The sequence below is a fragment of the Oceanobacillus limi genome, assembly GCF_900111445.1.
Lineage (GTDB): Bacteria > Bacillota > Bacilli > Bacillales > Amphibacillaceae > Ornithinibacillus > Ornithinibacillus limi.
In genome coordinates this window covers 77,416-95,907 of the sequence record NZ_FOHE01000006.1, presented here as the reverse complement: position 1 = coordinate 95,907, position 18,492 = coordinate 77,416, and the positions used below count along the sequence as shown (strand labels likewise).

Sequence of the window (18,492 nt, the reverse complement as noted above, 5' to 3'; positions counted from 1 at the left end):
CCCCTTATGACTAGTTTCTTTCAATCCCCTAAACTTTAGATATCCAGAAATTTAAACCCTTTCATTAGTTAATTGGGTCTAATTTCCTATTTATATTTTCATCTATTGTATAATGTTTGTTCGCAAAATTCAACATTGTTCTCCATATTTTAAATATTTAATATATTTGCGGTTGATTCATTTTTTTATCCCTGTTATTTCAATCATGAAAGTTAGGCTCGGTGTTGTGTTAGATATTGAGGTGAAGAATGACTTTAAAAAAACGTAGTTCTAAATATTACTTAAAATTCACTTACATATTCACGAGGATACAAATTACTAAAAAAAAGCGCTCCCCCCTTCTCAAAGGGTAAACGCTTGTTTAAGAAAACCACTGATTGATTACACAGCCACATTTTCTCATTGTTCATTTTTTTCCGTGAATGAATCTATTCAACATCTTGGTTTGATAAAAGCAATTGATCTGCTTCGCCTTTTACTTCTGCTAGACTTTTAGCTTACTGAACAAGTAATTGCATCGTGTTTAATTGATCATCACTAATTCCCATTAACTCTTCAAACATCTCAACGGATCCGTCTGAAATTGATTTAAATTCTCATATGATTGATTGATTTGTGTTGAACTAGAAGAGACTTCTTCCAATGACATTCCAAGCAATGACTAAATTACTTTCTTTTTTTATTTAATAAAGCTTTATAATTTTCGACATCATTAAATTCCGTTGAAATATATATTGGAGTATCATTTATTTTTATTAGTTTTATTGGTTCTCCATTATTAATTCTATCAATTATTTCAAATGTGTCTTCTTTACCTAATCTTATTTGAAAATTTTGCTGGTTTTCACTATTTATTATATATACATCATTTTCTTTTTCGTAGGTTCCCTTATCCACTTCCCTATTTTCAATGTATTCAACATAGCTGTTATCCTCTGGTTGAAAAGACATTTGAACAACATATTCAGATCCTTGTATATCACTCTGGTAAGTACCTTTTAAAATAGGTTCTGTGTTTGATGTACATCCTCCCAAAAGCAAACTAACTATCAAACCTAAGATAATAAATATATTTTTCATAATTTATCTCAATCTAGATATACAAAATAAGCAAGCATGAAATTCTTTCTAGTAAAATTAAAATCTTTATTCATAATATTTTAAATAGAAAAACATATGGGCATACACTACTTTCAACTGATAATAGAAGTTTTTACTGTTACTACTTTTTGATATTTTATAATTCTGTCGTATATAATAAAATCACGTTTCATTGTGATTTTTAATCAAGACCCTATAATTTATGATTCATCTTACTAATAAAACAAAACGCCTAACCATTGATAAATCAAGGATTAAGCGTTTATTGTTAAGATGATTCCGATTGGGCTCGAACCAACGACCTCCACCCTGTCAAGGTGGCGCTCTCCCAGCTGAGCTACGGAATCAAATTATTTACTTTACTTTCTTAAGTATAAGAAGTCTAGCATTTTCTGTCAATATTAAAAGAGAGCAGTATGAAAACTGCCCTTCTATTTATTGATACTTTTCATCAACTACTATATAAACAAAACCGATATTACCATCATTATTATTAATTGATACTTCATGAGCGTTTTCTGATTCTCCTCTTGTTACAAAGTCATTCTCAAACGTAATTGTTGCATCAATGTGTAAATCGGTTAATAATTGATCAATCTCATTCTCATTATAGTCAATTGATTGTGGTGGAGTATAGGTTACCCTCTGTGCAGTACCTTCGACAAACATCACTTCCACAGTACCATCTTGGTAGGTAGAAGTTATAGCAGGAACTCTATCTTCAGTACCTGATAACCGGAATTCTGTTTCCTCTCTACTATTCGCTTCTCCTAACACTCCTTCTACTTCCTGTTCACTTTTATCCATAATATTATTCATATTTGGTACAGCGCTTGCTCCATCCTCTTCATTTATCGAGTCTTCCTCTTTTTCCTCATCTTCCTTCACAGATTTGTCATCCTCAACATCTTGCCCCTCCCCATCTTCCACCATCTCTTGATCAGCTGTTTCTACATCTTCTTCTTCCGTTTCATCTGCACCAGCAAAAATGATCCATAGTAGCACGATTGCAATCAACCATACCCACCATCTTTTATAAAAAGGTTTCTTTGCCTTACCCATTTAACTAGCTCCTCCCTATTAGTTAAATACAGGAGGAATAGTTTAACCAATCAGTTGACACCTATTCATACCCATTTATGCATATCTAATGCCATCTCCATTTATAAGAAGGTGGGACTAATACGTTAAATTGTACCTTCCATTTTATTTCTATACTCGAAATAAATTCTTGGAAAAAATCCTACTTTTACCTTATAATAAAGAGAAAATTATTTTAAATAATTTATCTAGACAAAGAATTTTGACAACGGGGGTTTACTAGTGAAAACAGTTTTTTCATCTCTTAAGAATTTCAAACTACCTGCTTTTGTTGCCTTAAGTCTTATGCTTGTTGAGCTGGCAGTAGAGCTGCTCCTCCCATTTTTTCTTGGAAAAATGATTGATAATGGAGTTTTAACAAAAGACTTAAACAACATTGTTACATGGGGAAGCATTATGATTGGTCTTGCATTTTTCTCCTTTATTTCAGGGATTATTAACTCTTTTTTCGCTTCTCATGTGAGCTGGGGATTTGCATACGATATGCGGGACAGATTATTCCGTAAAGTACAGGAATTTTCATTCGCCAATTTAAATAAATACCCTACATCAGGTTTGATGACTCGCTTTACAAATGATGTTCGCCAAGTTCAAAATACCATTTTCATGGGATTGCGAATTATGGTAAAAGCACCCCTTCTTGTTTTAGGGGGAGTCATTATGGCATTCGTTGTCAATCCAAGATTAGCGGTTATTTTTGTTATTACGGTGCCACTATTGATTGGCTTCCTTGTATGGGTGCTAAAAAAGGCAACAAAGATGTTCGACCGTGTACAACGAAGTGTTGATAACGTAAACCGTGTGATGCAGGAAAACCTTGCAGGTATGCGATTAATCAAAGCATTCTTTCGTCGTGATTATGAGGAAGATCGTTTTACAACAGCAAATACACGACTAAAGACAAATACAAGAAAGACATTCCGGTTTGTAGAAGCATCAATGCCAGTACTACTCTTCATTATGAACGTTAGTATTATTGCCATTATTTGGTTTGGAAATGCCCAATCGATCGCTGGAACAGCAGAGGTTGGGGATGTTGTTGCTATTGTTAACTATGCAATGCGAGTAGCAATGGCTATTTCCATGTTCTCCTTCATTATCATGGCATTCTCACGTACGAAAGCTTCTGCCGACCGTTTAAGTGCTGTGCTTGACGAAGAGGTAGATTTAGCTGATCAAGATGATGCAGAGAAACAGCAAAAGGTTTTGGAAGGAAAAATCGAATTTCGTAATATATCCTTCACCTACCCCACTGCGGAAGAGCCTGTTCTTAACAATATCTCTTTTACAGTAAATGGAGGAGAAAAGCTGGCAATAATTGGCGCTACCGGAGCTGGAAAAACGTCACTTTTCCAATTGATCCCGCGTTTATACGATACGACAAAAGGAGAAGTTTTCCTTGATGATAAACCAATATCTTCCTTTACATTGGATACCTTACGAAGGAGTATTGGCTATGTTCCACAAAGCCCGCTACTTTTCAGTGGTCCAATTATTGATAATATTGCTTGGGGAAAAGACAATGCAACCAATGAAGAAATCCTTCAAGCTGCACGGGATGCACAAATTCACGATACGATTATGGAGCTACCTGATCAGTATCATACAAAAGTTGGCCAAAAAGGAGTTAACCTATCTGGTGGACAAAAACAACGGATTTCCATCGCGCGTGCATTAATTCGCAAACCTAAAATTTTGATGTTAGATGACAGTACAAGCGCACTTGACTTAGCAACAGAAGCACGTCTCCTTGAAGCCATTGAGGATGACGTCAATACAATGCTGATTATCACCCAAAAAATATCAACAGCAATGCGGGCAGATCGGATTATGTTAATGGATAACGGAGGAATTTTAGCAATCGGAACCCATGATGAGCTTGTTCAAGAATCACAACTGTACCGCAAGATTGTTGAATCGCAATTTGGAAAGGAGCATCCTTATGTCGATTAAGCAGCTGAAAGAGCCTTTTCAATATAAGAAAATACCGATCGAAAATATCTCAGATGAAATAAAGCAGAAACGTGCCAAAAATACAGTTGGGACATTAAAGCGAATTTGGTCCTATCTTGCACGAGAGAAAGGGAAGCTTTGGCTCGTTGTATTAATGGTAATCCTGAGCTCTGGTCTTAGTCTCTTGGGACCTTTTATGGTTGGAATGGCAATTGATGATTATATTGTTAAGCAAGAGGTTTCTGGACTAGGTAATCTCGTTATCGGTTTATTATTTGTATACCTCTTTCATTCCCTGTCGATTTTTATGCAGAATTTTTGGATGGTTGGGATTGCACAAAACACGGTATATGACTTGCGTTCCGATCTATTCCACCAGTTTCATCGCTTACCAATCTCTTATTTTGACAAGCGCCAGCACGGGGAATTAATGAGCCGGATTACAAATGACATTGATAATATTAACAACACATTAAACCAATCTGTCATTCAGATCTTTACTAGTGTACTTACTTTACTAGGTACATTAATTGTCATGATCTATCTAAGTCCAGTTTTAACACTAGTTACGATGACGATTGTTCCGGTAATGTTTTTTGCGACACGTTGGATCACTAGACGAACCGGCCCCCTTTATAAATTACAGCAAAATGATTTAGGAGAATTAAATGGATATGTAGAAGAAATTGTTTCTGGTCAACATGTCGTCAAAACGTTCTCTCAAGAAGAACGTGTCATTTCGGAATTTGAAGAAAAGAACAAGAAATTAAATCGATCTGGTTTTTGGGCATTAACGATTGCTGGATTTATCCCAAAAGTCATGAATATGCTAAACTTCCTAAGCTTTGGTTTGATTGCTCTAGTTGGAGGTATATTAGTTGTAAATGGAACTGGTTTGGTAACGGTTGGTGTTATCGTGATCTTCACCGAGTACGCAAGACAATTCACGAGACCGTTAAATGAATTATCCAACCAATTCAATGTTCTCCTAGCAGCTGTAGCTGGTGCAGAACGTGTATTTAACGTTATCGATGAAGAGAAAGAGGAAGAAGATGAACGTGCAGCTGTTAAACTACCAGAAACAGAAGGACATTTTAAATTTACCCATGTGACGTTTGGTTATGAAGATGAAACAATCATAAATGATATTAGCTTTGAAGCAGCGCCTGGTGAATCGATTGCTTTTGTTGGACACACTGGTGCCGGGAAAACAACCATTATCAATTTAATCTCACGTTTTTACAATTATGATGGCGGGAATATTACGTTAGACGGGATAGAATTAAAAGACATAAAACGCTCTAGCCTTCGCTCCCATATGGCTTTTGTTTTACAGGATTCCTTCTTATTCCATGATACAATTCGTGAAAACATTCGTTATGGTAGATTGGATGCATCGGATGAAGAAGTAGTTAACGCTGCGAAAAAAGCCAATGCACATGATTTTATCAAACAATTACCCGACGGATATGATACCGTACTTGATCAAGAAGGTAGTGGAATTAGCCAAGGGCAAAAGCAACTATTGACCATTGCACGTGCGTTTATTGCCGAACCCTCTATCCTTGTACTGGATGAAGCAACAAGTAATATCGACACAATCACAGAAATGAAGATTCAAGAAGCATTGAAAAAACTAATGAAAGGAAGAACAAGCTTCATTATAGCCCACCGTTTAAATACGATTCAGGAAGCAGACAAAATCATTATGCTCGAGCATGGGGAAATTATGGAACAAGGTAGCCACGAGGAACTACTTGAACTACGAAGGAACTACTTTGACCTTTACAAAGGCCAATTACAAGAAGTAGGTAGTTAATTACTCACTTTATCCTAATCAACTGAAGTTCATCCTGCTAGTTACGGGTTCCGTAAAATGATACACTATGATCAGAGAGATTTTGAAAGTGAGGGTTTACCTTGGGACGTAAAGGAAAAATGATTGAGCATGAAATTGATAGTAGTTACTTACGAGAAAAAATGACGCTAAAAATATATCAACCGGAGTCATTTACACCATTGTATAAATACCATATTTGCATCATGCAGGATGGTAATGATTACTTTCAATTAGGTCGCGTAGCCACACTGAGTGATCGGCTTCACGACGAATACGAAATTGAAAATACAATATTTGTTGGGATCCATTATCAAGATCGTCAGGATCGGCTTAAAAAGTATCATCCAGACGGCGAGCAACATGACGCTTATGTGAAATTTTTAGTCCATGAGGTTGTTCCGTATTTAGATGAGCAGTTACCAACCTACCACATGGGGGGATCACGCGCTTTAATGGGTGATTCTCTAGCAGGCACGCTTGCCATTGTGGTTGCAAGTAAATATCCGAACACGTTTGGCAAAGTAGTGATGCAATCCCCTCTTGTTGATGAGAAGGTACTTGAAATTGTAGAAAATGCTCAGAACCTTCAAGGGATTGATATCTACCATACAATTGGTACAAACGAGACCAATGTGAAAACAACCGTTGACCCGGATGTAGATTTCGTTACACCGAATCGTAAACTAAAGGAATTAATCGAGCAAAAAGGCTCCACCTATTATTACAAAGAAATTCCGGATGGTGAACACACCTGGAAATATTGGCAAAAAGATATGCAAACTGTGTTAACAACGATGTTTAATTAGCGTTTTTTAAATTTTTCTCGATATATATCTTCTTTCTATAAGGTAATTTTTGTTATAATAAAAAGAAGACTAAATTTTCGCATCTTAGAAACCTGCATTCGGAGAATCATTATGCAGGAGTCTATCTACTAATAAATGGAATAGGAGGTTTTATGATGAAATATGGTATTGCGATTTTCCCATCAAAGAAAGTACAAGATGAAGCCAATTCTTATCGCAAACGCTATGATCCACATTATGCACTAATACCACCACATATCACAATTAAAGAAGCATTTGAAGCTGATGATGATATGATTGATGAGTTAGTAACGGAATTAAAATACATCGCGAACGAAACAGAACCATTTACTATTCAAATTAATAAAGTAAGCTCATTCGTACCAGTTACAAATACAATTTATTTGAAAGTAGAGCCACATGATACATTAAATGAATTGTATGAAAAAATGCATTCCGGTAAGTTTCCAGACAATAAACAGTACAATTTTGTTCCACACATTACCATCGGTCAAAAACTACTTGACGACGAATACTCTGATGTATTTGGGAGCTTAAAAATGAAGGACTTCCAGATCGAAGACACCATTGATCGATTCCAGCTTCTTTACCAGTTGGATAATGGATCTTGGACAGTGCACGACTCGTTTGTATTTGGGAAGGAATCACTGTGAATATAAAAGTAGTAGAAACCAATCAAGAAAAAAAGCATGCATTTCAAGTTAGAACCGAAGTATTTGTTGAGGAACAAAACGTACCACCGGAAGAAGAACTGGACGAACATGATGCAGAAGCCATTCATTTTATCGGATACGAAGATGAAGAACCAATTGCAGCAAGCCGGCTCCGTTTTGTAGATGAGTACGGCAAATTAGAACGGATATGTGTCGTTAAAGACCAGCGAGGTAAATCAAACGGAAAACAAATTATAGAAGCGATGGAAGCAGTAATCGCAGATAAAGGTTATTCCAAATCAAAATTGAACGCCCAAACCCATGCCGAGGATTTTTATAAACGTCTTGGATATAAAACCATATCTGGTGAGTTCATGGACGCAGGCATCCCACATGTTACAATGGTTAAAGAATTAAAATAAGATGTATGAAGGAAAGATCGCTTGTTTTAGCGATCTTTTTTACTGTGTAAGATCATCTGTCTCTTCACTGAGTTACGAGTTATCGTCTCTTTGGTTACATGTTATCGACGTTCGACTGCGGGTTTTCGACGTTTATTCCGGCTTATCAACGTTCGATCGCGTGTTATCGACGTTTATTCCGGCTTATCAACGTTCAGACGCGAATTATCGACGTTTATTCCGGCTTATCAACGTTCAGACGCGAATTATCGACCTTTATTCCGATTTTTCAACGTTCGGACGCGTGTTATCGACGTTTGGACTCGAGTTATCAACCTTCATTCATGTTATCAACGTTTAGGCGCACTTATCGACGTTCATTCTGATTTATCAACGTTCGGACTACTCTTATCGACGTTTACTCCGAGTTATCTACGTTCTTCCCCAACTTATCAACCTTTATTCCGATTTATCAACGTTCTTCCCCAACTTATCAACCTTTATTCCGATTTATCAACGTTCGACCTCAACTTTTCAACCTTTATTCCGATTTATCAACGTTCGACCTCAACTTTTCAACCTTTATCCGAATTATCGACGTTCTTCCCCAACTTATCAACCTTTACTCCGAGTTATCAACGGTCGACCTCTACTTATCAACGTTCGGCACCAACTTTTCAACCATCGCCCCCAACTTTTCAACTATCACTCCATATTTTCCTCTTCCCATTCAATTTTTGCATGTCTTTATCTTTCTCGGACATATTAAGAAGAACGAGATATAAAGATAGGGGGACTTTTGTATGAATCATTATTTGCCAATGTTATACGAAACGTTATTTGGGTTTGTAGCCCTATTTGCACTAACAAAAGTACTTGGAAAAACATCCATTTCCCAGATCACTCCTTTTGATTTTATTTCAGCATTAATATTAGGAGAATTAGTAGGAAATGCATTGTTCGATAAAAAAGCAGGCGTACTTGATATAGGTTTTGTGATCATTTTATGGGGTGGCTTACTTTTAGTTCTTGAAATCATTACGCAGAAATATAAAGGAACACGGGGTTTTTTAGAAGGAAAACCAGCCATTGTTATACATAATGGACAGTTAATCCGGGATGTTATGAAAAAAAACAGACTTGACGTGAATCAACTTCAGCATTTACTACGTCAAAAAGAGGTATTTACAGTTGAAGAGGTACAGTTTGCGATCTTAGAGACAGATGGTACGGTTTCGGTATTACGAAAGTCTGATTACCAAACACTTACACGGAAAGATATGAACTTAGCACCGCAGGAAGTATTATTATCAACCACTTTAATCAATGATGGCGAGATTTTATATGATAACCTTGAGGAAAGCAAGCTTACGGAAGAATGGTTATTAGATGAGATCGTAAAACAAGGCTATACACGAGTTCAGGATATCTTTTATGCCGAATATACAAAAGGGAAAAAATTGCTAATTCTCCCTTATGTCAATAAGAAGGAAAAATAAAAAACGAGGTAAATGAACCTCGTTTTTATTATTTATACTTTTACATTTACATTTTCACCTGTACCGGTCAGATCTGCATATATTATTCTGCTTTCTTTTGTTGAAGCCTGTGAGCTGTAGTTGTCCTTTTTCAACTCCTCATACTGAGACTCTAAAATTGTTTTAAATGGTTTCTCAATAACATACGGATTACGCTTTTCCTTTATAATACGTTTTTGGTAGTCATGATACTCATGGTGTTGGATAGGTAAAATATAGCCCACTTGAACCAACTCCTCCCATTTTTTATATCATTCGTATACTATTATCATTTTATGTCTGTCCTTATCATTAGTTTACCCTATTTTCTGAAAAGTCAAACCTAAAAATCTTCCATTTTTTTGTCAAGATCCTCTAGCCATTTTTCCAACTTCTCGACATCTTCTAAAATAGGACTATTCCATTCATCAAAATCTTTTTCAAATTCTTGAATCTTCTCGTCCGGGTATTCCAACCATTTTTCGTTTTTATCTAAATGTTTTATGATTGCATCAAGCTGCTTTATCCAATAAGAATCTGGTTCATTTGCCATAATACACTCCCTCTCTCCGATAAAAAAAGAATGCAGCTAAAAAAGCTGCACACTTCATTCACATAATTCCATTCATTAAATCCAGGAAAAAGGCCTTCTTTCATCTTTATCTTCACGTTCATCGTCAACTAGTTCACTACTTGATTCGAATTTAAGACTGCTGGATTCATCTGTATCTTCTCTACGATCACGAACCATACCACCAAAGAACGGGTCACGACGTCTAGGTGGTTCGAAATAAACATTGTCTGCTTTGATCACAAGGTCTTTTACACGAATTACTCTTTTATTATCAGACATTTAATGGTCACTCTCCCTATAGAAATTTAGTCGATATTAGTCTATGCCCGAATTGACATCCGGTATAGACAGGTGCCCTTATTCATCTCGAATTTATAAAGTTTTCCAGATAGAAATGGAGGAGAAGTACCTAAATCGTAAATTTTAGTCAATCTCAACGCCTGCCCACACCATAACGCCATTTCCACATATTCTATTAGGGACAAATGAGTCAATAAAGATAAAGAAAGGAGTAATAATTCATGGGTTGTGGATGTAAAAAAGAAGGTGCAACTGGTAATTGCGTATGCGATATCTTGCGCGAGATTTTAGATGCTCAAAGTGATGTTGTGGAGAATTGCTGTGATACTAGTTGTGAACAATCAATCAATGATTTATTAGGAGAAACAGATCCAGGTAATGGCTTGGATACTGTACCAGTAATCTTATACTGTAAAGATGGTTGTAAACCATTCAAAGGTTTCGGAGCTTATCGCGGAAGCACACTAGGTGAAATCGGCGAATGTGTATCAAGCTTTGTATTCCGAGTAAAAGATGTAGACGATGATTGCTGTGCAGTACTAGAACTACTAAGATCTACAAATGACCCAACTCACTGTGATCACTTGAAAGATCCATGTGACCAAGACTTGAGTAATTTAGATAACACTGGAATCTGCATCACAGTTGATCTAGATTGCTTCTGCCATGTAACATGCTTGCCAGCAATATCTGTAATTGACTAATTGAGTAATTGAGTAATAATTAACGAACACCATTGGAAGTTCACTTCCAATGGTGTTCTTTGTTTAAAGACCTAACATCCTAACTTCTATGACATCTTCAAATGAAATCGTAACATTTCTTCTTCCAGCTACCATCCTTATCGTATCGTCCTCAAAACTCAAGACAACCCCACGATAGGAACGTTCATTTGTTTTAATTTCGCATTTCATTTTTGGTATATGCTTTGGTGTCTCAGCAAAATAAGATATTTTCTGTCTCAATGTCATATCCTTAAATTTTTTTGGTCGCTCTTCTTTCTCAGCGGACTCTTCTTCTGTTTCATTTTCAATTTCACTCTTTGGTTCATTTCGCTCCTCTACTTTTGATTGTGGCTCTTGAACTTGTTGTGATCTCTTAATCCGAACTGGCCGTTTCGGGATGGACTGATCTTTTATATCCTGTTTATCGGAAGGTCTTTCTTCCTTCTTTTTAGCTGTTGTATATTGATGCTGCATTTGCGCTCCCGATCGCTTCATCCTTGGCTGATGAATATACATTAATGGGTCACTAGCATATTTCTTTTTTCCCATTAGGCACTCTCCCCTTCATATACAGTTATTCAACTCATTATATGAACCCATAAAAAGAAACGTGTAATTTTAGAAAACAATAACACCTTCATCTTGTCTTATCCTTAAACGGGAATTAATCTAAAATTGAACGCAATATATGTAAATATATCTTTACATATCTGTCTGATTGCCTTAAACTAATTGTAAAGATATCTTTACTTATTAAAGAGGTGAATAAGCTTGAGAGTGATTAACCATATAAAAGAAATTAGACAGAAACGAGGGATTACCCAAGTAAAAATGGCCGAAGACCTACAAATTACAAGACAGACAATAAACGCCATTGAAAAAAATAAATATAACCCAAGTTTAGAACTTGCGTTAAAGCTGATTGCCTATTTTGATGTACCAATTGAGGAGATATTTTATTTGGAAGAAGAAGTGACAAGGAGGAATAAGCATGAAAAAACGCTATGAAATAATGATTTATTTATTTGTAATCGGGATGATTATTGTTGGGGGATTATTAGGTGTATATTTTATTGGTAAAGAAGAAGGAGAATACAACTTTGAACTAGCTCTTGCAGTAATCGTAGGGTCAGTAGGTGGATTTGTCATTTTTTCTCTGTATTCAACATGGCGAAAAAAACGAAATGGGAATGTACCAGAAGTGGACGAAAGAAGTCTGTTACTAATTAAAAGGTATTTATTAATTGTTCTCTATTTCATCCTAATTGGAAGTGGTGCGATCTTACTTGTTTTATATGCGATTGGTATTCAAACGATTGAAGTAGGAATGCTAATTGTCTACATGATGATTTTGTACATGTTAATCGGGATTGGTGCAGTTGTTGTAAAACGTCTCTGATGTTGATAAAGGTATTTCTACCAAACACCAACATTATACATATCCTAAAACTAAAGCATAGTGTTCGTTACAATAGGCATGGTTGAGCCCTAATTCAAAAACATGATGGGCTCAACTGTCAGCCGGCTAACTGTTCGAAGGAGTACACGTATATAAAGTCAACTAATTTCTAGAAACTTCTTCTTACAAGTATACACTTTCGTTAAAGAAGTACCCCCATAAAGGCAGTTGCAATTGCAAAATAAATTAATATTGAAATAATATCATTTATCGTTGTGATAAAAGGGCCTGAAGCAACTGCTGGGTCTATTTTTATTCTGTCCATAATTAGCGGTACAAGTGACCCCGCAAGTGTAGCAACCACTAGCGCAGCCATAATTGTCAATCCTACTAATAATCCTAAGTAAAAATTCTGCTGCCACAAGGAAATAATAATTGTAATGACAATTCCACACACCGTACCGGTAATCATTCCAGTACTGGCCTCCCGTAAAATTAATTTCAATTTCCCATCACTACCATATTCACCTGTTGCTAAGCCCCTTACCGCTACAGCGAGCGCCTGTGTTCCCGTGTTTCCTGCCATGCCGGCTATTAAAGGAATGAATATAGCTAATATTGCTTGCTCATTTAACGTAGCCTCAAACTGTCCGATTAAACTAGCTGTTAGCATTCCTAAAAATGAAAGCACAATAAGCCATGGAAGCCTTTTTTTAGCCGCTGCAATTGCTCCATCTTCTGGACGATCAACATCAGAGATACCAGCTAGTTTGGAGTAGTCATCACTTGCTTCCTCATCAATTACATCTAAAATGTCATCAACAGTAATAATCCCTAATAAATGCTTTTGAAAGTCCACAACTGGAACAGCAAGGAAGTCATAGTCACGGATTGTTTTTGCAATATCCTCCTGGTCATCTGCAACCGATACATAAACGATTTTCTCGCTCATGATTTCTTCAATTAAGGTAATCTCATCTGAAATGATTAAATCTCTTAATGAAACAACACCTACTAATCGCTTGTCCTCATCCACAACGTACATATAATAGATGGTTTCGGCGTCTGGCCCTTCCTTTTTTAATTGCTCCATTGTTTGTTTAACGGTTTGCGTTTTGTAAACCGAAACAAACTCCGTTGTCATAATACTACCGGCCGTTTTCTCTTCATAATGAAGAAGCTGCTTAATTTCATCCGATGCGTTTTTTTCCATGATAGTCAAGAAGCTAGCAACCTTATCCTTTTCCAATTCATTCAAGATATCTACAGCATCATCTGTTGCCATTTCTGCAAAAACCATGGCAGCAAAAGTTGGGTCCATTTCTGTAAAAAGTGGTTCCGTATTATCCAAGTCAATGTGCTCCATAAGGTCTGAGATTTCTTTTGGTGACAAATACGCATATATCTTTAATCGATCTTCCGAATCAATCTCAATAAAAAAATCTGCTTGATCATAAGGATGCAACTCTAAAAATGCCTCTCGAAATTCATCCATATTTTCATTTCTAAGAGCGAACTGGAGTTTCTTTACGAGTGTATCTTGTATGTTATCATTATCCATAAGTCATCCCCCTCTATGTAAAACAGAAACATTATATCAATACAAATACCCTTCTCTTTATAACATAATCCTAAAAATAATTATACACATCAGCATTACTAAAAGTACCTAAATCGAGTAAACTATCTATTGATAGGTGCCTGGCACCTGGTATAAAGGAGTGTTCAATAATGAAAGTAGATATAATTGGTGATGTTCACGGGTGCTATGATGAATTATGTAATCTTTTTATGGAATTAGGCTATCATCGTCAGGGAGAGGTCTTTGTTCACCAAGATGGTAGAATCCCTATATTTGTTGGGGATATTACCGACCGAGGACCTGCTTCGATCCAAACAATCCAGCTCGTATACGAAATGGTGGTCAATCAGAAAATAGCAAAATATGTACCTGGAAATCATTGCAATAAGCTCTATCGATTCTTTCTTGGGAATAAAGTGCAGCAAAAGCACGGGTTAGAAACAACTGTCGCTGAATATAAGGCGTTGGATAAGCAGTTGCAGGAATCGGTTCGAAATCAATTCATGAATTTATATGAAAATGCCGATCTTTATATCACCCTGCCAGATGCAAACGTTATCGTTGCACATGCGGGAATAAAGGAATCTTATATTGGGAGATCTGATAAAAAAGTTGAAACATTTGTATTGTACGGGGATATTACAGGAAAGTTCGATGAAAATGGAAAACCAATTCGCCGCGACTGGGCACAGCATTATAATGGGGACCATTGGATTGTCTATGGGCATACCCCAGTCAAATCACCACGGATAATTAATAAAACCATCAATATTGATACAGGCTGTGTATTCGGCAACGCTCTTACAGCATTTCGTTTACCCGAAGAATCCACTGTATCTGTACCATCAACACAGCCCTATTTAGAAGAAAAATTCCGTTCGTTTTCCTAAGAATTAATTCTTGATTATGTTGCGCATATCCTTTGGAATGGATGAGGAGAACGTCATCTTTTCTTTTGTAATTGGATGCAGGAAAGTTAATCGATGGCAATGCAGGGCTTGCCGTTGTATTCGATCTTTACATCCTCCGTATAAATCATCCCCTGCTAACGGATGACCAATATGAGAAAAATGAACGCGTATTTGATGCGTCCTTCCCGTTTCTAATTCGATATCGAGTAATGAGTGGGAATAATTGCTTTGAAGCTCAGAATAATGTGTCACCGCTCGCTGACCATTTTCTACAACGGTTCGTTCAATAATGGAGCCTGCTTTCCTTCCAATGGGAGCATCTATCACTCCAGATTTAGGGTGCATTTTTCCTTCCACGACTGCAACATAACGCCTTTTAATCAATCCTGCTTTTTGTTGAGTCGATAAAATCGAATGGCTATACCGATGCTTGGCAACTAATAATAGTCCTGATGTATCTCGGTCAAGCCTTGTCACAACATGAACGGTGTAAGGGACATTATTTTTTTGGTAATGCGCAATGATACCATTAGCAAGTGTTCGGGTTTTATGGTTAATAGAAGGCATTGTAGCCATTCCTGCTTCCTTTTCCAGGACAATTACTGCCTCATCTTCATATCGGATATTCAAGGGAAGTGGTTCTGGATGTAAATTCGTGCCAATAGTTTCTGGTGGAAAATCAATACGTAGCCGGTCTCCTTTCCTTAATGGAAATCGCACCGTTTTCGTATGTCCGTTAACACGAATACTTCCACCATCATGAATAATTGCTTTTACTATTCTTCTTGAAAATTCTTGTTCTCTCAGTAAAAAATCGCGAATCAAGACTCCATCAAATTCGGATGAGATCGTCCACTCCATAGCCCTTCCCCTTTATACAACAACTTATTTTGAATGATCGTTGTCGCTAACAAATGAATCTCGTACCCGATTCCAGAACGGGAATGGTCGGAATCGTGCAAATCGGATTTTTTCTTTTGCCACACGACACTGAATCGATTTAACATTGGCATAGTTTTTCGTAAAATGATCAATTGTAATCAAAAAACTACGATCTACAATCGGTTTTAATAAACACGTATGATGCTTCGGCAATATCAATGGAGATCCAATTGTACGGAAAACTCGGTTATTAATAGATGCCATTTCAGTTAGCTGTATGGCTTCTAATGTCGGGTGGATAATCCCTCCTCCAAGTGCTTTATTATATGCCGTACTTCCAGATGGCGTAGAAATACACAGTCCATCACCACGGAATGTCTCAAAATGTTCTCCTTTAATGTCGACGTCGAATACTACCGATCCATCTGGGGTTTTTATAGTTGCCTCATTTAATGCCAGAAAACGGTCTTCATTACCACCTGATTGTGGCCGGATAATCACTTCTAATAATGGATATTCTACAACTTGATAAGGTGTTTTAGCGATTTCAATAATTAATTTTTCGAGTTCTTCTGGAACCCAATCCGCGTAAAACCCCAAATGTCCTGTATGAACACCAATAAATGCTGTTTTCTCTAAGCGATGATTATAGCGATGAAATGCTTCTAAGAATGTTCCATCTCCCCCAACCGATATGACTAGGTCTGGTTCCTCTCGACAATATTCCAAGTCAAATTCGGTTAAATAATTTCTCATGGTTGCCTTAATTTTCTCAGAGCGGTCATCACCTTTTGATACGATTTTGAATTTCAATTTAATCGTCCCCCTTAGACGAGAATAAATATGTAATTAATATAGCTATTTACGATGAAATACTCGTTGTGCTTCTCGAACTTCACTTTTTATTTTAGACATTTCTTCATCCAATTTAAAGGCAGCCTCTGCAGCACGCTGTAATCGTATTTTGATATCATCTGGAATAGCGCCTTCGTATTTGTAGTTAAGCGAATGCTCATTAATTGCCCAGAAATTCATTGCTAACGTTCTTATCTGCACTTCTGCTAAGACTATTTTCATTCCTCGAATTGTTTCAACTGGATATTCAATAATCATATGATAGGAGCGATATCCACTTCTTTTTTCCCTAGCAATATAATCTTTTTCTTCAACAATCGTTAAATCATTACGGGAACGAATCATTTCAACCACTGTATATATATCATCAACGAACTGACAAACAACTCTTACTCCAGCAATATCCTGCAAATTCTGTTCTATCTCATCCAGTGGAATACCTTTCTTTTCCGCTTTCTCCATGATGCTTGATACTGGTTTCACTCTCGCTGTTACAAATTCGATCGGAGAATGGCGCGACTCATATTCATATTGTGCTCGCATTCCTTTTAATTTTACTTTTAACTCTTCTACTACTTGTGAATAAGGTGCAAGTATTGCTTCCCAATTCATTGTCTAAACACCACCTGAATTTCAATACATTCAACGTCCTTATTTTACCATATTCCGAATGGATATTCTTTGCATAAATGTCTTTCATTCGCCATAATCAATATTAAAATATTTATTATTTCCGATAAAGGGGATTCTATCATGCAAGAAATCGAAATTGAATTTAAAAATATACTTACAAGAGCAGAATACCATAAGCTTCTAAATCACTTTCCTTTTCCCAACAAAGGAAAGATTCAAACGAACTTTTACTTCGAAACAAAAGATTTTGCCTTAAGAAAACAGAAATCTGCCCTTCGAATTCGGAAAAAAGACGGAGCTTACCGTTTGACGTTAAAAGAACCCCATCCACAGGGTTTACTTGAAACACATGATATTTTAACGAATGAAGAAGCAAAAGCATGGATTAGCGGCAATTGCATCCCTAAAAAGTATACGGCGAAACAACTGAATAACTTAAACATTGAACCGAGCAAGCTAATCTACTATGGACAATTAACAACGGAACGATACGAGTACAAAAAAGATGATCTTCTGTATGTTCTTGATTATTGTACTTATAATAACCATGAAGACTATGAATTAGAATTAGAGGCTAAAGATGAAACCAATGGCTCAACTGCTTTTCAGTCATTATTAAGAGAATTTAAAATTCCAAAGCGGGAAACACCAAATAAGATTCAACGTTTTTTTGAAACATTGAAATTATAATGAATATTTTGTTAGTTTAAATCAGATAATTTGCTCAAAAATAGTTTCGTTGCTACAATGTATACACAAATAATTACAAAAATATTTATTTAATAGAAAATATTATTTTGGGTTTATCCCATCCCGTTTTTGAAGGAGAACAGATATGTCAGAGCACGGAACAATATATGAAGCGATCGGTGGTTTTGAAACCGTCGAACGATTAGTAACCGCTTTTTACAGTCGAGTTGGAAATCATCCAAAACTAACTCCTATTTTTCCAGAAGACTTAACAGAAACAGCTAGAAAACAGAGTTTATTTCTTACGCAATTCTTTGGTGGACCTAAATTATATTCTGAAGAATTTGGCCATCCAATGCTACGTCGTCGGCACTTGCCATTTGAGATTACACCCGATAGAAGAGACGCATGGATAGCTTGCATGGATGCAGCACTAGATGAAGCAAAAATCGAAGAACCATATCGTACAGCTATATTTGAAAGATTAACGATGACCGCACATCATATGATGAACACACCAGATTAGGAATACCCTTATCGTAGAACGA

General features: G+C 36.5%; 22 protein-coding genes and 1 tRNA gene. 12 read left to right on the top strand and 11 right to left on the bottom strand.

The features are described 5' to 3' along the window. Positions 1–666: 666 nt before the first annotated feature. The 3 genes from BMX40_RS08365 to BMX40_RS08355 all read right to left on the bottom strand — a co-directional run bounded on the left by BMX40_RS08365 (position 667) and on the right by BMX40_RS08355 (position 2,163). Positions 667–1,080, bottom strand: coding sequence for a hypothetical protein (locus BMX40_RS08365; RefSeq protein ID WP_090868763.1), 414 nt, complete (start codon positions 1,078–1,080; stop codon positions 667–669). 295 nt (positions 1,081–1,375) lie between these two features. Further along, a tRNA-Val gene (locus BMX40_RS08360) sits at positions 1,376–1,448 on the bottom strand. Between the two features lie 88 nt (positions 1,449–1,536). Next, positions 1,537–2,163 carry a hypothetical protein gene (locus BMX40_RS08355; RefSeq protein ID WP_090868761.1) on the bottom strand — a complete coding sequence of 209 codons (627 nt, stop codon included), beginning with the start codon at positions 2,161–2,163 and terminating at the stop codon, positions 1,537–1,539. A 261-nt stretch (positions 2,164–2,424) separates the two neighbouring features. Here BMX40_RS08355 and BMX40_RS08350 point away from each other — a divergent pair, with 261 nt between their 5' ends. The 6 genes from BMX40_RS08350 to BMX40_RS08325 all read left to right on the top strand — a co-directional run bounded on the left by BMX40_RS08350 (position 2,425) and on the right by BMX40_RS08325 (position 9,375). Further along, on the top strand, positions 2,425–4,155 hold the full coding sequence (locus BMX40_RS08350; RefSeq protein ID WP_090868760.1) for an ABC transporter ATP-binding protein: 1,731 nt from the start codon (positions 2,425–2,427) through the stop codon (positions 4,153–4,155). After that, on the top strand, positions 4,145–5,974 hold the full coding sequence (locus BMX40_RS08345; RefSeq protein WP_090868758.1) for an ABC transporter ATP-binding protein: 1,830 nt from the start codon (positions 4,145–4,147) through the stop codon (positions 5,972–5,974). Before BMX40_RS08350 ends, BMX40_RS08345 begins: the two co-directional genes overlap by 11 nt. A gap of 101 nt (positions 5,975–6,075) precedes the next feature. After that, on the top strand, positions 6,076–6,801 hold the full coding sequence (locus BMX40_RS08340; RefSeq protein WP_090868756.1) for an alpha/beta hydrolase: 726 nt from the start codon (positions 6,076–6,078) through the stop codon (positions 6,799–6,801). A gap of 155 nt (positions 6,802–6,956) precedes the next feature. Then, on the top strand, positions 6,957–7,475 hold the full coding sequence (locus BMX40_RS08335) for a YjcG family protein (RefSeq protein ID WP_090868754.1): 519 nt from the start codon (positions 6,957–6,959) through the stop codon (positions 7,473–7,475). Then, complete coding sequence (locus tag BMX40_RS08330; protein WP_090868751.1) at positions 7,472–7,897, top strand: GNAT family N-acetyltransferase; 426 nt, start codon at positions 7,472–7,474, stop codon at positions 7,895–7,897. The genes BMX40_RS08335 and BMX40_RS08330 overlap by 4 nt, the downstream gene beginning before the upstream one ends. Positions 7,898–8,679: 782 nt before the next feature. Next, complete coding sequence (locus BMX40_RS08325; protein ID WP_090868749.1) at positions 8,680–9,375, top strand: DUF421 domain-containing protein; 696 nt, start codon at positions 8,680–8,682, stop codon at positions 9,373–9,375. Between the two features lie 32 nt (positions 9,376–9,407). On the opposite strand, the gene BMX40_RS08320 is transcribed toward BMX40_RS08325, so the two are convergent. The 3 genes from BMX40_RS08320 to BMX40_RS08310 form a co-directional block, all read right to left on the bottom strand. Further along, complete coding sequence (locus tag BMX40_RS08320; protein WP_090868747.1) at positions 9,408–9,638, bottom strand: hypothetical protein; 231 nt, start codon at positions 9,636–9,638, stop codon at positions 9,408–9,410. A gap of 98 nt (positions 9,639–9,736) precedes the next feature. Next, the gene (locus BMX40_RS08315) at positions 9,737–9,946 is read right to left on the bottom strand and encodes a hypothetical protein (protein ID WP_090868745.1); all 210 of its coding nucleotides are present in this window, start codon (positions 9,944–9,946) and stop codon (positions 9,737–9,739) included. A 75-nt stretch (positions 9,947–10,021) separates the two neighbouring features. Continuing rightward, entirely contained in the window at positions 10,022–10,246 is a 225-nt protein-coding gene (locus tag BMX40_RS08310) for a hypothetical protein (RefSeq protein WP_090868744.1), read from the bottom strand. Positions 10,247–10,488: 242 nt separating this feature from the next. On the opposite strand from BMX40_RS08310, the gene BMX40_RS08305 reads away from it, so the two are divergent. Then, a complete protein-coding gene (locus tag BMX40_RS08305) occupies positions 10,489–10,971 on the top strand; it encodes a CotY/CotZ family spore coat protein (RefSeq protein WP_090868743.1) in 483 nt (160 codons plus the stop codon). Between the two features lie 63 nt (positions 10,972–11,034). Here BMX40_RS08305 and BMX40_RS08300 read toward each other — a convergent pair whose 3' ends face one another. Next, positions 11,035–11,541 (bottom strand): CotO family spore coat protein, encoded by a 507-nt coding sequence (locus BMX40_RS08300; RefSeq protein ID WP_090868741.1) that lies wholly within the window; start codon positions 11,539–11,541, stop codon positions 11,035–11,037. 222 nt (positions 11,542–11,763) lie between these two features. On the opposite strand from BMX40_RS08300, the gene BMX40_RS08295 reads away from it, so the two are divergent. Both BMX40_RS08295 and BMX40_RS08290 read left to right on the top strand, forming a co-directional pair. Next, positions 11,764–12,000: a helix-turn-helix transcriptional regulator gene (locus BMX40_RS08295; RefSeq protein WP_090868739.1), complete on the top strand. Its 237-nt coding sequence runs from the start codon at positions 11,764–11,766 to the stop codon at positions 11,998–12,000. Further along, positions 11,984–12,391, top strand: coding sequence for a hypothetical protein (locus BMX40_RS08290; protein WP_090868737.1), 408 nt, complete (start codon positions 11,984–11,986; stop codon positions 12,389–12,391). Before BMX40_RS08295 ends, BMX40_RS08290 begins: the two co-directional genes overlap by 17 nt. A gap of 202 nt (positions 12,392–12,593) precedes the next feature. Here BMX40_RS08290 and mgtE read toward each other — a convergent pair whose 3' ends face one another. Continuing rightward, the gene (mgtE, locus tag BMX40_RS08285) at positions 12,594–13,952 is read right to left on the bottom strand and encodes a magnesium transporter (protein WP_090868735.1); all 1,359 of its coding nucleotides are present in this window, start codon (positions 13,950–13,952) and stop codon (positions 12,594–12,596) included. A gap of 170 nt (positions 13,953–14,122) precedes the next feature. On the opposite strand from mgtE, the gene prpE reads away from it, so the two are divergent. After that, a complete protein-coding gene (prpE, locus tag BMX40_RS08280; protein WP_090868733.1) occupies positions 14,123–14,863 on the top strand; it encodes a bis(5'-nucleosyl)-tetraphosphatase PrpE in 741 nt (246 codons plus the stop codon). A gap of 3 nt (positions 14,864–14,866) precedes the next feature. Here the strand turns inward: prpE and BMX40_RS08275 are convergent, their stop codons facing one another. From BMX40_RS08275 to yjbM, 3 genes are read right to left on the bottom strand one after another with little or no spacing between them, the layout of a single operon-like run. After that, positions 14,867–15,745 carry an RluA family pseudouridine synthase gene (locus tag BMX40_RS08275; RefSeq protein ID WP_090868732.1) on the bottom strand — a complete coding sequence of 293 codons (879 nt, stop codon included), beginning with the start codon at positions 15,743–15,745 and terminating at the stop codon, positions 14,867–14,869. Positions 15,746–15,769: 24 nt separating this feature from the next. Then, complete coding sequence (locus BMX40_RS08270; protein ID WP_090868730.1) at positions 15,770–16,579, bottom strand: NAD kinase; 810 nt, start codon at positions 16,577–16,579, stop codon at positions 15,770–15,772. Between the two features lie 45 nt (positions 16,580–16,624). Then, positions 16,625–17,233 (bottom strand): GTP diphosphokinase, encoded by a 609-nt coding sequence (gene yjbM, locus BMX40_RS08265; RefSeq protein WP_090868728.1) that lies wholly within the window; start codon positions 17,231–17,233, stop codon positions 16,625–16,627. Between the two features lie 141 nt (positions 17,234–17,374). Between yjbM and BMX40_RS08260 the strand changes: the two genes are divergently transcribed. Both BMX40_RS08260 and BMX40_RS08255 read left to right on the top strand, forming a co-directional pair. Further along, positions 17,375–17,944 carry a CYTH domain-containing protein gene (locus tag BMX40_RS08260; protein WP_342028675.1) on the top strand — a complete coding sequence of 190 codons (570 nt, stop codon included), beginning with the start codon at positions 17,375–17,377 and terminating at the stop codon, positions 17,942–17,944. 145 nt (positions 17,945–18,089) lie between these two features. Next, positions 18,090–18,470: a globin domain-containing protein gene (locus BMX40_RS08255; RefSeq protein ID WP_090868726.1), complete on the top strand. Its 381-nt coding sequence runs from the start codon at positions 18,090–18,092 to the stop codon at positions 18,468–18,470. Positions 18,471–18,492: the final 22 nt, after the last annotated feature.

Excerpts from the sequence above, each read along its gene's own strand:
- BMX40_RS08365 (WP_090868763.1), bottom strand. The coding sequence starts at position 1,080 with ATGAAAAATATATTTATTATCTTAGGTTTGATAGTTAGTTTGCTTTTG.
- BMX40_RS08355 (WP_090868761.1), bottom strand. The coding sequence starts at position 2,163 with ATGGGTAAGGCAAAGAAACCTTTTTATAAAAGATGGTGGGTATGGTTG.
- BMX40_RS08345 (WP_090868758.1), top strand. The coding sequence starts at position 4,145 with ATGTCGATTAAGCAGCTGAAAGAGCCTTTTCAATATAAGAAAATACCG.
- BMX40_RS08335 (WP_090868754.1), top strand. The coding sequence starts at position 6,957 with ATGAAATATGGTATTGCGATTTTCCCATCAAAGAAAGTACAAGATGAA.
- BMX40_RS08325 (WP_090868749.1), top strand. The coding sequence starts at position 8,680 with ATGAATCATTATTTGCCAATGTTATACGAAACGTTATTTGGGTTTGTA.
- BMX40_RS08315 (WP_090868745.1), bottom strand. The coding sequence starts at position 9,946 with ATGGCAAATGAACCAGATTCTTATTGGATAAAGCAGCTTGATGCAATC.
- BMX40_RS08310 (WP_090868744.1), bottom strand. The coding sequence starts at position 10,246 with ATGTCTGATAATAAAAGAGTAATTCGTGTAAAAGACCTTGTGATCAAA.
- BMX40_RS08305 (WP_090868743.1), top strand. The coding sequence starts at position 10,489 with ATGGGTTGTGGATGTAAAAAAGAAGGTGCAACTGGTAATTGCGTATGC.
- BMX40_RS08300 (WP_090868741.1), bottom strand. The coding sequence starts at position 11,541 with ATGGGAAAAAAGAAATATGCTAGTGACCCATTAATGTATATTCATCAG.
- BMX40_RS08290 (WP_090868737.1), top strand. The coding sequence starts at position 11,984 with ATGAAAAAACGCTATGAAATAATGATTTATTTATTTGTAATCGGGATG.
- mgtE (WP_090868735.1), bottom strand. The coding sequence starts at position 13,952 with ATGGATAATGATAACATACAAGATACACTCGTAAAGAAACTCCAGTTC.
- prpE (WP_090868733.1), top strand. The coding sequence starts at position 14,123 with ATGAAAGTAGATATAATTGGTGATGTTCACGGGTGCTATGATGAATTA.
- BMX40_RS08275 (WP_090868732.1), bottom strand. The coding sequence starts at position 15,745 with ATGGAGTGGACGATCTCATCCGAATTTGATGGAGTCTTGATTCGCGAT.
- yjbM (WP_090868728.1), bottom strand. The coding sequence starts at position 17,233 with ATGAATTGGGAAGCAATACTTGCACCTTATTCACAAGTAGTAGAAGAG.
- BMX40_RS08260 (WP_342028675.1), top strand. The coding sequence starts at position 17,375 with ATGCAAGAAATCGAAATTGAATTTAAAAATATACTTACAAGAGCAGAA.
- BMX40_RS08255 (WP_090868726.1), top strand. The coding sequence starts at position 18,090 with ATGTCAGAGCACGGAACAATATATGAAGCGATCGGTGGTTTTGAAACC.